This window comes from Nocardioides sp. LHG3406-4, from assembly GCF_049897745.1.
GTDB lineage: Bacteria > Actinomycetota > Actinomycetes > Propionibacteriales > Nocardioidaceae > Nocardioides.
Genome location: NZ_JAFCWV010000008.1, coordinates 1 through 11,788, shown reverse-complemented (window position 1 = coordinate 11,788; position 11,788 = coordinate 1). Strand labels below are relative to the sequence as shown.

Below are 11,788 nucleotides of genomic sequence, written 5' to 3'. Positions count from 1 at the left end.
TGGTGGCCGCGCGCTGCCCGTGCATGGCATCGTCGGCATGGACGCCTGCCATGGCCGGGGCGGAGGTCGAGGTCTGGCGGGCATTAACCATGAGTGGCGAAACTCCCGTCGTCGGCGCAGGCAGATGTCTATCTAAATAGACAACGTGCCTTTCTTACCAGACATTTCTTTCCGGTGGAACAGTGAAAAGAGAGTCCGACGCCGGCACGTCGGCTCGAGCGGCCGGAGCCGAGCCGCCGTGGGAGACTCACCCCCGTGCAGATCGGGATGCTTGGATCGTTCGAGGTCCGCACTGACGACGGTGTCCCGGCTGACGTGCCCGGCGCCCGGTTGCGCGCACTGGTGATCGCCCTCGCGCTCGAGCCGGGTCGCGTGGTCCCGAGGTCGACGCTCGTCGACTGGATCTGGGGCGAGCACCCGCCCTCCGACGCGGCGAACGCCTTGCAGCGCTTGGCCTCCCGGCTGCGGAAGGCGCTCCCGGACGGGTTGGTCGAGGGCCAGGCGGGCGGCTACCGGCTGGCGGTGGAAGCCGGTGACGTCGACGCCGTCCGGTTCGAGCGCCTCCTCGCTCAGGCCCGCACCGAGGACGGGCAGCGGCGGGTCCGCCTGCTGCGAGAGGCCCTCGGCCTGTGGCGCGGTGCGGCCATGCAGGACGTCGGCCTTCAGGACAGCGAGGCGTTCGACGCGGCAGCCACCCGACTCGAGGGGCTGCGCCTGACCGCGCTGGAGGATCGGTTCGAGGCGGAGGACGGTCTCGGCGACGGAGTGGAGCTGCTCGGCGAGCTCACGGACCTGGTGGCGGCGTACCCCCTGCGGGAACGGCTGGTCGCCGCGCTGATGCGTGCCCTGGCCGCGGCCGGTCGTGACAGCGAGGCGCTGCTCGTCTTCGAGCGCACGAGGGAGGCTCTGGTCGAGGCGCTGGGCGTCGACCCCTCACCGGACCTGTCCGCTCTGCACGTCGCGCTGCTGCGAGGCGAGCTGGGGCGGCGGGAGGAGGACCGGAGGACCAACCTGCGCGCCGAGCTGACCAGCTTCGTGGGCAGGGACGCAGACGTCGCCGTCGTCCGCGAGCTCGTCGGGGAGCATCGGCTGACCACCCTGATCGGGCCGGGCGGTGCCGGGAAGACCAGGCTGGCCACGGAGACGGCCCGCTTGCTGCTCGGTGACCTGCCGGACGGGGTCTGGCTGGTGGAGCTGGCACCCGTCGGCACCGACGGTGACGTGGTGCAGGCGACGCTCACGGGGCTGGGGCTGCGGGATGCTCTGCTCGGCGGGACGCCGAGCGCAGACCTGGCCGACGAGCTCGTCGCCGCGGTCCGCGAGCGCGAGATGCTGCTGATCCTGGACAACTGCGAGCACGTGATCGAGTCGGTGGCGGTGTTCGCGGAGCGAGTGCTCGGAGAGTGTCGGCGGCTGCGGATCCTGGCCACGAGCAGGGAGCCGCTCGGCATCACCGGTGAGGCGCTCTGGCTGGTCGAGCCGCTGGCCCTGCCTGAGGCGAGCGCCGGCACTGCCGCGAACGGGTCCGCACCAGCCGTGCAGCTGCTGCGGGACCGGGCGGGCGCGGTGCGCAAGGACCTCGGGACCGACGCGCAGACGCTGTCGACCATGGTGGACGTCTGCCGGGCGCTGGACGGCATGCCGCTCGCGATCGAGCTGGCCGCGGCGAGCCTGCGCACGATGTCCATCGACCAGCTCGCCGACCGGCTCCACGACCGGTTCCGCCTGCTGACGAGCGGCAGCCGTACGGCGCTGCCCCGGCACAAGACGCTGCGCGCGGTGGTCGACTGGAGCTGGGAGCTGCTCACCGATGCCGAGCGGATGGTCCTGCGCAGGCTCTCGGTGTTCTCGGGCGGGGCCGGCCTGGAGGCGGCCGAGCGGGTGTGCGCCGGTGATGCGGTGCAGCAGGAGCAGGTGCTGGGCCTGCTCACCTCGCTGGCCGAGAAGTCGCTGGTGCTCACCGGCGGCGTCGGCGCCCCGCGCTACCGGATGCTCGGCACCATCAAGGAGTACGCCGCTGACCGGCTCGCCGACGCGGGGGAGGTGCAGCTCGCTCACCAGGCACATCTGGCCTGCTTCACCGAGCTCGCCGAGACCGCCGAGCCACACCTGCGCCGCGCCGAGCAGGTGGAGTGGCTCGCCACCCTTGAGGCCGACCACGACAACCTCAACGCCGCGATGCGGAGCGCGATCGCAGCCGGTGACGCACAGGCGGCGATGCGGCTCGCTGCGGCGGCCGGCTGGTACTGGTGGCTCGGCGGACGCCGGACCGAAGGTCTGGAGCTGCTGATGGCGGCAGCCGACCTGCCGGGCGAGGCGGCCGATGACCTGAGGGCGGTGACGTACGGGCTGGTGGTGCTCTACGTGACGTCCGGCCGGGGCGATGAGCACCTGGGCGCGGAGTGGATCCACAAGGCGTACCGGTTCAGCCAGCGAAGCCGGAGCGACAACCCGCTGCTGGGATTCGTGGTGGCGCTGGAACGCCTGCTGGTGGCCCCGGAGGAAGCGGTGACCGCGTTCGAGTCGTTGCTCGGGAGCGCCGACCCCTGGGTCCGCGCGACGGCCCGGTGGCAGGTCGGCAAGATGCGCACCATGCTGGGCCAGGGTGGCCGGGAGGCGGAGGCCCAGCTGGAGCTGGCGCTCGCGGAGTTCCGGGCCCTCGGTGAGCGGTTCGGGATCTCGGTGGCGCTGTCCGAGCTGGCGGGCCAGCTCGCCAGGCGGGGTGAGTTCGCCAGTGCCTGTGAGCACTTCGAGCAGGCGGTCGCGGTCCTCGCCGAGCTCGACGCCGTCGAGGACGTCATCGAGGTGCGGACCCAGCAGGCCCTGCTGTTCTGGCTGAACGGCGACCGCCACGCCAGCGCGGCCGCGATCGCCGAGGCCGAGCGGAGCGCCGAACGCGTCACCTGGCCGTACGCCCTGGTCGACGTGGCGCTCGCCAAGGCAGGACTCGCTCGCCTGGGCGGTGACCCCGACGCGGCCCGCCGTCAGCTCGCCCGTGCGACGGCACTCTTGGGCGATGCCGCGCAGCAGGCCACCTTCCGCGCCGGCATCGAGGACCTGCTCGGCTACCTGGCCGACGATCCCCGGGAGTCCCGCACCCACCGGGTGGCTGCCTGGCAGGCGGCGACCGAGTCGGGGGTCCCCTTCGTGATCGCCCATGTTCTCGTCGGGGTCGCGGACCTGGCCGTTCGCCTCGACCAGCACGAGCAGGCTGCCCGGCTGCTCGCGGCCAGCGTCGGCGTACGCGGGCTGCCGGACCGCTCGCACCCGGACGTGGCCCGGATCGAGCAGGTCCTGCGGGACCGCCTCGGCGAAGCCCGGTTCGCCCAGCTGACGGAGGAGGGCACGCAGGCGAGCTGGCCGCAGCTGGCCGAGGTCACGCTGACGTCGTGAGGGTCAGCTCGCAGCACGTCGAACGGTGACGTCGCCGTGCCGCGTCCCCGCGTGGACCGTGCGCACCTGCCCCCGCCTATGAGGGGCGTCCGCGCGGGCCGCGGCGCCCGGGACCTCGCCGATCCGCACGGCGAGAGTGCTGCCGACGATGGTCGCGCTCCCGGCGATGTGGCCGACCGAGACCTCGCCGGCCGCGATGTTCGCCTGCAGAGCGTCGATGCGATCCAGCCGGACCCGCCCCTTCGCCAGGTGCAGCTCGCACTCGCCCAGGGTGCCGACACCGTGTACATCCGAGTGCGCCAGGTACACCACCAGGCCGGACCCGGCAGGCAGCTCGATCGTGATGGCGACCGAACCGCGGCTGTCGCCGGGCACGGTCGTCCTGACCGACAGCTGACCGCCGGCGAAGTCGACCTTGGTCCTATCGGCCACCTTGACGTGCGACCGGTTCGTTGCGCTGATGGGCTCGACCAGGACGACGGTGTCCGGCCGCTCGCTCGCGGTGATCCGCACGTGCGCCCCGGCGACCTGCACGACGGCGGCGACCGGCCCTGGCGTGGTGAACGTGGGCATCCTCGTCTCCTCCCGTCCGGTCCGGCGTCAGCTGATCTTGCGCCGGTAGCCAGCCATGGCGAAGACGTAGCCGAGAACCAGGATGCCGACGCACCAGGCGAGGGCGATCCAGATGTCGCTGCCGACCGGCCGCTCGGCGAAGAGGTCCTGGATCGTGTTGACGATCGACGTGACCGGCTGGTTCTCGGCGAAGGCGCGCACGGGTCCCGGCATGGTGTCCGTCGGGACGAAGGCCGAGCTGATGAAGGGCAGGAAGATCAGCGGGTAGGAGAACCCAGCGGCACCGTCGACGGACTTCGCCGACAGCCCGGCGAGGACCGCGACCCAGGTGAGCGCCAGGGTGAACAGCACCAGGATCCCGGCTACGGCGATCCACGCAAGCGGGCCCGCCGAGGTGCGAAACCCCATGACGAGGCCGACCAGCACGATGATGACCACCGAGATCGCGTTGGCGACCAGCGAGGTCAGGACGTGTGCCCACAGCACTGACGATCGCGCGATCGGCATGGAGTGGAACCGCTCGAAGATGCCGCTCTTCATGTCGGTGAACAGTCGCACGGCGGTGTAGGCGATGCCTGAGGCGATCGCGATCAGCATGATCCCCGGCAGCAGGTAGTTCACGTAGTTGTCGGTGCCTGTCTCGATCGCCCCGCCGAGGACGTAGACGAACAGCAGCATCATGGCGATCGGGGTGATCGCGGTCGTGATGATCGTGTCCACGCTGCGGAAGATGTGACGCATGGAGCGGCCCAGCAGGACGGCCGTGTCTCCCAGGAAGTGTGTGCTCATGAAAGGTCCTCACGTGACTCGGTGTGGCTGCCGTTCCCCACGAGCGCGAGGAAGACGTCCTCCAGGGTCGGCTGCTTCTCGACGTACTCGACGGTTGCGGGCGGGAGGAGCTGCCTCAGCTCGGCGAGGGTGCCGTTGGCGATGATGCGCCCCCGATGCAGGACGGCGATCCGGTCTGCGAGCTGCTCGGCCTCGTCGAGGTGCTGCGTGGTGAGCAGCACGGTGGTCCCCTGCGTGGCGAGCTCCCGGATGACCTGCCAGACGTCGAGGCGTGCCTCGGGGTCGAGCCCCGTGGTCGGCTCGTCGAGGAAGATCACCTTCGGCTGCCCGATCAGGCTCATGGCAATGTCGAGGCGACGGCGCATGCCTCCCGAGTACGTCGCCACCTTCCGCGAGCCTGCATCGGCGAGGTCGAACCGGGCGAGCAGCTCGTCCGCCACCCGGCCCGGGTCGTCGAGGTGCCTCAGCCTGGCGACCATCACCAGGTTCTCCCGGCCGGAGAGGATCTCGTCGACCGCTGCGAACTGGCCGGTCAGGCTGATGGACTCCCGGACCCGGAGCGGCTCCGCCGTGACGTCGTACCCGTTGACGGTGGCGGTGCCGGCGTCCGACCTCAGCAGCGTGGACAGGATCCTCACCATCGTGGTCTTGCCGGCCCCGTTCGAGCCGAGGAGGGCGAAGACGCTGCCTGGCGCCACCTCCAAGTCGACGCCTCGCAGGACGTGCAGGTCCTGGTAGGACTTCTCTATGCTCCGCACCCGGATCGCAGGCTCTCGGTCCTGCAGCCGTGATGCTGCTGTCGTCTCACTTGTCATGCGGCAACCATCGACGGCCGGACTGACACGCCGCTGACACGCGCCTGACACGCATCTGACACCCCGCGATGACACGACCGCGCGGCCTCCTGGTGGGGGCCGCGCGGTCGCGTCGTTCAGGGCCGGGGTCAGCGCCCGATCGTGACCCTGACCTCCGCGGATCTCGCCGCACTCAGGTTCGCGCTCCCCAGGTACGACGCCCGGATCCGGTGGACGCCTCGGGACAGAGGGGGCAGGTGGAACCTGACGTAGCCGTTGCGCAGCCTCGCCAGCCCGACTACTCGGCCGTCGACCCGGAACTTGACCTCGCCGTACACCGAGAGACCCGCGGCCTTCACCCGGACCACCGTCTGGGTCCGCTCCCCTGCCCGCACCTGCCGGTCGGGGATGAGCAGCCGCACCCGAGCTCGGCCCTTCAGGACGTTCAGGGTCGCCTCCTCGGAGGTCACCGACCCGGCCGGATTGGTGACGACGACCCGGAAGCGGGCGCCCGACCACGAGCGGTAGCGCGGTGTGACGGTGAGGCGGCTCGTGGTGGCGCCCGGCACGTTGCTCCAGCCGGCCGCCCCCTTGCGCCGCTGCTGCCACTGGTAGCTCAGCGACTCGCCGTGCGCCTCCGCGACGAAGGTGGTGCTCCCGCCGACGAGGATCGCCCGGTTGCCGGGCTGGGTGACGATGCTCGGTGCTGTGGGGCTCGGGACACCGGGCCCCGGGTCACCGGTGCCCGGATCGCTGGAGCCCGGATCGCTGGAGCCCGGGTCACTGGAGCCCGGGTCACTGGGACCCGTCGGGTCGGCCGACTTGGTCCGGAACGTGAACACCGCGGACTCGGACACCCCACCGGCCTGGTCGTCGGAGCGCGCGTACCAGGAATGGCTGGTGCCCGGCGCCAGGCCTGCCCACGTCACCTCGGCCAGGCCGTCCCCGGCGTTGGCGGCGGTGCCGATGACCGTGTCGGTGCGCACCGCGATGGCCACCGCGTCGGTCTTGACCGACGTCGTACGGGAGGCCAGGTCGACCGGCACCCGGAACTCATCGGCGGCCGGCACGTAGGCCCGGTTGTTCGACGTGTCGTACTCGTCGGCGTTGTAGTCGTGGAGTGCCGGCGAGTAGGTGTCGACCGCGACCTCGGACCGGTCGACGTCGAACTGCAGCATCCGGAAGTACCCGGTACGGCGCTGGCCACCGATCTCGTAGAACTGGTAGTTCGCCAGCATCTCCACCACGGTCCGCCCCGGCGCGCCCACGTCTCGCTTGATGTTGAGCGCGACGCCGTGGGTGTGCCCGGACAGGGTCAGGAAGACGTTGTCGTTGGGCAGCACGACCTCGTCGAAGAGCTCCTGCCCCTGACTGCGCTCGGTCTCGGCCGAGAGTGCCCCACCCCGCCCCTGGGCGTCCTTGCTCGGCTGCAGGTACTCGTGGGTGAGGAAGATCGCCTTCCGGTCGGAGTGCTCCTCGAGCACCTGGTCGGCCCAGTCGATCTCCTCCTGGCCGGCGACGAAGCCGAGATAGACGGCGATGAACTTCTGGCCGCCGGCTTCGAAGAGGTCGAAGTGGTTCTGGTTGTCGGCGGGCTTCCAGGATCCGCCGTAGTAGTCCTGGGTCGCGGTCTGGGAGGCCGCCTCGTAGCGAGAGGGCGGGAAGTACTCGTTGTAGAGGTCGTTGCTCGTCCCGGCCATGCCGTCGTGGTTGCCCGGCGTGACGCCGTACGGGATGCCCGCGTCCTCGAGGATGTCCATGGCGTCACTGGCGAACTGGAACTCCTGCCGGGCGAGCGCAACCTGCTCGGGCGTCTTCTCGTTGACGCCGACCCAGTTGTTGATCAGGTCGCCCGTGTGCGCGGCGTAGACGATCTTCCGCTCGTCGGCATTGTCGGCGATCCACTGGTTGATCCCGGTGAACGCCTCACCGAAGCCGGGCTTGCCCTCGACCGCACCCTCGCTGAGGTACTGCGTGTCCGTGAGCCAGGCGATCGCGAAGTCGTAGTCCTTCGGGTCCTCGAACTTCTCGTCCGGTGCATCGTCCTCGATGTCGGCGAAGGGATCGCGACCCTGCACCAGGACGTGCACGACGTCCCCGTCGAGCGCCATGTCGAGGTCGACGTCGGCGACGAGGGTGGTGTCGTGGCCCGCCTGGCCGCGTCCGGTCGCGACCGGCACCCACTCCTGGGTCGACATGTCGAGGACGGACACGACGACCTCCCGGTCCTGTTGCACGCGTCCCTCCCAGGTCACGTCCACCCGGTCTGCGTCGAGCTGCGACAACGTCAGGTCGTAGCGCTGGAAGGGGAACTCCTCGCTCGGCCCGGTCTCGGCGTACACGTCGTCGGAGGAGCTGGCCGCGGCCACGTCGACGCCGGTCTCCTCCGGGCCGACCGGTGCGTCGAGCTCGGCGGGGCTGGCGCCTTGGAAGGACGCGCCCACCTCCGGCTGCGAGCTCGATGCCTCCAGGAAGGTGACGGCCAGGGGGTCGCCTGCCGGGTCGGTGGCGCTGACCCGCAGCGTCGGCGACGACTCCACGCCCGTGGCGCCGTCAGCCGGCGAGATGAGCTCCGCGGGCTCCGGGGTCTGGGCGACCGTCGTGAACGTGACGCTCTCGATGGTGACGTTCTCGGCCGCGTCGGTGGCCGTGAACTCGACCGTGTGCGTGCCGTCGGTCAGGTCGTCCGTGTGGAGGGTCTGCGGCAGGTCGATCGCGGTGCCGTCGAGGGTCGCGGTGAGCGACTCGATCCGGCCGCCGACGCCGTCGTCGACCGAGGCGTCGATGGTGAACGTGCCCTTGACCTGCTGCGCCTCCGCCGGCGAGGTCGTGGCGAAGGTCGGCGCGAGGTTGTCGACCAGCACCGTCGCGGTCTGGCTCTCCGGTCCCTGGGGGCCGTCGGCCTGCAGGGTCACGGAGTGCTCACCGTTGGCCACCGCAGAGGTGTCCCACGCGAGCCCGCGTGACACGCGGCCGGCCTCGGCCGGTACGTCGAAGCTGAAGCCCATGCTCGGGCGCGAGTCCTCGTCCTCGTCGCTGATCTCGAACGAGCCGCTGCCTTGGTCAGGAGTGAGGACGGTTCCGTCTGCGAGCTCGAGCCGCACGTTGCGCACGGTGAAGTCGTCCTTGTCGAGCTCACCCTCCGCGGCAGTCGGTCCCGCGGCGATCGTGATGCTGTTGGTCCCCGGCGACAGCAGGTCAGCGGGAAGGTCGACGAAGTCGGTCTCGAAGTCGGTGCCGGCAGCCCCGACGTCGCTGCCGATCGGCACGGTCTGACCGCGGAGCACGAGATGGTTGGCGAAGTGACCGGTCACGCTCTGGACGCCGCGAGCCTCGTAGACGAGGGTCGCCGTGTCGGCCAACGTCGCCCTGCTCGTGACGGGCTGGCCGTCGAGCTCGATGTCCAGCGAGTCCCCGGCGTCGGAGCTCCATCCGTAGATCGGGACGACCCCCTTCACGACCTTGCCGTCCTCCGGCGTGAAGTTCAGCCGGGACTCCGTCGGGAGCTCGCGCAGGCGCAGCAGATCGACGCTGATGCGGTGTCCCTGCCTGAGGGAGGAGGCCGGGTTGGCCCCGGTGATGGTGAAGGTCACCTCGTGGCGGCCCGCCGTGAGGTCCACCGCGCCGTGGACGATGCGGGGATCGATCTTGACCGTCGGGCTGTAGAGATCGACCTCGGCACCCAGGGGCACCCCGTCCACAGCAACCCCGAAGGCGGCAAAGGTGGGCTCGAGCATGTAGGCACCCGAGAGCTCGTAGCGCCCGTCACGCGGGACCTCGAAGGCCAGGGTGAACGAGTCACCCACGTCGCCGGTCCCTCCGTCGCTGCCGCCGCCGAAGGTCAGCGCCTGGTTGCCGTAGCGCACGAGGCCGCAGCAGTTGGCAGGAGAGGCGAGCAGTGCCGTCGTCTCGACGGCGGGCAGCAGCGACTCCGCCTCGATGACCCGTTCGACCGCGCGGTCTCCCGCCCGCACTCGGGCAGGCACCGGGTCCTGCTCCGGAGCCGGGGGCGGGTCGCTCGGGTCGGTCTCCTGCTCCGACGCCGTCGGCGAGGGGGTGCCGACCGTGAAGTCAGCGGCGTTGTCGTCGGTGTCGGTCCCGGCGGCGTCGCGCGACACGGACAGGGCACCGTCGGTCGGACGCGGGGCCGGGGCCCCTTCGACACAGTCCAGCGACACGTATCCCACCGCATCCACCGTGACAGCGGACGCGTCCTTCAGCACCACGCCGCCGTCGGGGGTGAGGCCGGGGGCGAACGGCTCGTCGGGCACCGTCGCCAGCGCGTAGCCCGAGTTCGCCAGCAGGAAGTGCTCACCCGGGTCGAGGATCGTCGCCGCCGGGAGGACTGCCCGGTTGGCTCCCGTGTTCCCTGTCGCGTTGCAGCCTTGCAACAGCCAACCGGAGACGTCCACCGGCGCGTTCGCGATGTTGCGCAGCTCCACGAAGCTGTCGTTGGCCCCGGTGCGGGTGTTGGTGTGCAGCTCGTTGATCACCACGCTGCTCGACGGGGCGGCCGCTGCTGCGACGGGGATGGCGGCGTGTACGGGCAGGGCGGTCAGCGGCGCGGCGAGGCCGGCCAGCGCGAGTCCGCCGATGAAGCGAGGCAGCATCGGGATCCTTCTTCTCGTGGGGTCGAGCGGAAGGTGCCAGCAGGCGATGAACGGATGGCGAGGGCCGATGAACGCCGGCGGATGGGGCGGTGAACAACGGACGGGACAGCGTGGCTCCCGGGGCGGGTCAGCCCCGACGAACCGAGCCGCGCAGGTCCGCGGTGTTCTCCTCAGTCGCCGAGCAGGCCATCGACGTCGGGCAGCCGCTCGAACCGCGAGAAGGTCCCGTCCTCTGCGATGTCTCGCGCGGCCAACAAGAAGCCGGCCCAGGCGGCACGCGCGAGCGTGCCGCCGACACTGATCCGGCGTACGCCCAGCTGCGCCGCCTCCGCGACGGTGGTGAAGGGAGCATTGATCAGGAGGTTCACCGGCTTCGGGGACACCGCGGACACGATCGCGGTGACGTGCTCGAGCCTGTCGATCCGAGGGGCGTAGAGGCAGTCAGCCCCGGCGTCGGCGTAGGCGCGAAGCCTCCGAACCGTCTCGTCGATGTCGGGACGCCCGCACACGAAGCCCTCGGAGCGGCCGGTGAGGACTATCCCGGTGCCGCTCTCGTCGATCGCTCGTCGCGCGGCGGCAACGCGCTCGACTGCGAGGTCGAGCTCGAAGAGTGGTGCGGCCTCGTCACCCGAGGAGTCCTCGATGGAGAGTCCCGCGATCCCTGTGTCCGCAGCCATCCTCACGTTCGCCGCGACGTCGGTGGGGTCCACCGCGTAGCCGCCCTCGAAGTCCGCGTTCACCGGAACGCTCACAGCGGCGGCGATGACTCGGAGGTGCTCGAGCGCCTGATCACGGGCGACGTGGCCGTCCGCGCGACCGAGGGTCCAGGCGAACCCTGCACTGGTCGTGGCCAACGCCTTGAATCCCAGCTGTTCCAGGGCCCGCGCGCTCCCGGCATCCCAGGGGTTCGGCATGACGAAGCATCCCGAGGAGTGCAAACGGTGGAACTCGTCCACCCGATCGTCGGGTCCGTCCATATCGCACCTCGTCAACGAGCCGAGAGTGCGCACTCTAGTCCGCTGCAGGCCACCTCGGGGAGGCCGCGCATCCGGCCGGTTCGGGCTTCTCGACCTCGTGCCGGGGAGTGGCCAGCAGGGCGCGGATGACGTCGTTCGTGGGGTAGACCGCCGCCTGGTCGGCGGCGCCGCGAGCGGTGAGCTGTCCGTCAGACAGCTGGTCGAGCTGCGCTGGCGCGAGCCCGGTGAGCTCCTCGACGAGCGCTGCGGGCATGGTGCCTTCCGGGTCGTGGGCGCGGCCACGCACCGAGCCCGAGCTGACGCCCAGGAAGTGGGCGAGGGCCGTGATCGAGACGCCGAGCTGGACGCAGGCGGTCAGGACCTGGCGGGTGAGTCTGAAGGTGGGTCGTCGCTGTTCGCCAACCGCGGCCTGCTCGGCGGCCTGCACACGTCGCAGGAGGGCTGCGAGCCTCGGATGCAGTGGAGGACCGACAGGCAGCTGGGTCGCCAGTGGGTGCATGGGGGGTTCAGGACTGGTCGTCGGCCACGGACGTGGGTACGGCGTACCAGATGGTGCGGTGGCTCCAGTTCCCCGGTCCGCGGCGGATCCCTGAGCAGACCAGGATGGCCAGCCGGGACCGGCCGGTGGTGGAGTAGTAGTCCGCGGTGGTGT

Annotated in this window: 7 protein-coding genes; 1 reads left to right on the top strand and 6 read right to left on the bottom strand. The window is 70.8% G+C overall.

Going from position 1 to position 11,788, the window contains the following annotated elements:
- The first annotated feature begins 255 nt into the window (after nucleotides 1–255).
- The gene (locus tag ACP7BP_RS20825) at nucleotides 256–3,393 is read left to right on the top strand and encodes a BTAD domain-containing putative transcriptional regulator (protein ID WP_426247546.1); all 3,138 of its coding nucleotides are present in this window, start codon (nucleotides 256–258) and stop codon (nucleotides 3,391–3,393) included.
- Nucleotides 3,394–3,396: 3 nt separating this feature from the next.
- On the opposite strand, the gene ACP7BP_RS20820 is transcribed toward ACP7BP_RS20825, so the two are convergent.
- The 6 genes from ACP7BP_RS20820 to ACP7BP_RS20795 all read right to left on the bottom strand — a co-directional run bounded on the left by ACP7BP_RS20820 (nucleotide 3,397) and on the right by ACP7BP_RS20795 (nucleotide 11,563).
- Complete coding sequence (locus ACP7BP_RS20820; protein ID WP_426247545.1) at nucleotides 3,397–3,966, bottom strand: hypothetical protein; 570 nt, start codon at nucleotides 3,964–3,966, stop codon at nucleotides 3,397–3,399.
- 27 nt (nucleotides 3,967–3,993) lie between these two features.
- Nucleotides 3,994–4,755, bottom strand: a complete 762-nt coding sequence (locus ACP7BP_RS20815) for an ABC transporter permease (protein WP_426247543.1) — start codon at nucleotides 4,753–4,755, stop codon at nucleotides 3,994–3,996.
- A complete protein-coding gene (locus ACP7BP_RS20810; RefSeq protein ID WP_426247541.1) occupies nucleotides 4,752–5,513 on the bottom strand; it encodes an ABC transporter ATP-binding protein in 762 nt (253 codons plus the stop codon). The genes ACP7BP_RS20815 and ACP7BP_RS20810 overlap by 4 nt, the downstream gene beginning before the upstream one ends.
- Before the next feature lie 185 nt (nucleotides 5,514–5,698).
- The gene (locus tag ACP7BP_RS20805; RefSeq protein ID WP_426247540.1) at nucleotides 5,699–10,159 is read right to left on the bottom strand and encodes a lamin tail domain-containing protein; all 4,461 of its coding nucleotides are present in this window, start codon (nucleotides 10,157–10,159) and stop codon (nucleotides 5,699–5,701) included.
- Nucleotides 10,160–10,329: 170 nt separating this feature from the next.
- The gene (locus ACP7BP_RS20800) at nucleotides 10,330–11,136 is read right to left on the bottom strand and encodes an isocitrate lyase/PEP mutase family protein (protein ID WP_426247539.1); all 807 of its coding nucleotides are present in this window, start codon (nucleotides 11,134–11,136) and stop codon (nucleotides 10,330–10,332) included.
- A gap of 34 nt (nucleotides 11,137–11,170) precedes the next feature.
- Nucleotides 11,171–11,563, bottom strand: a complete 393-nt coding sequence (locus tag ACP7BP_RS20795) for a hypothetical protein (RefSeq protein ID WP_426247537.1) — start codon at nucleotides 11,561–11,563, stop codon at nucleotides 11,171–11,173.
- Between the last annotated feature and the right edge of the window lie 225 nt (nucleotides 11,564–11,788).

Coding starts and splice junctions, on each gene's coding strand:
- ACP7BP_RS20820 (WP_426247545.1), bottom strand. CDS start 3,966: ATGCCCACGTTCACCACGCCAGGGCCGGTCGCCGCCGTCGTGCAGGTC.
- ACP7BP_RS20815 (WP_426247543.1), bottom strand. CDS start 4,755: ATGAGCACACACTTCCTGGGAGACACGGCCGTCCTGCTGGGCCGCTCC.
- ACP7BP_RS20805 (WP_426247540.1), bottom strand. CDS start 10,159: ATGCTGCCTCGCTTCATCGGCGGACTCGCGCTGGCCGGCCTCGCCGCG.
- ACP7BP_RS20800 (WP_426247539.1), bottom strand. CDS start 11,136: ATGGACGGACCCGACGATCGGGTGGACGAGTTCCACCGTTTGCACTCC.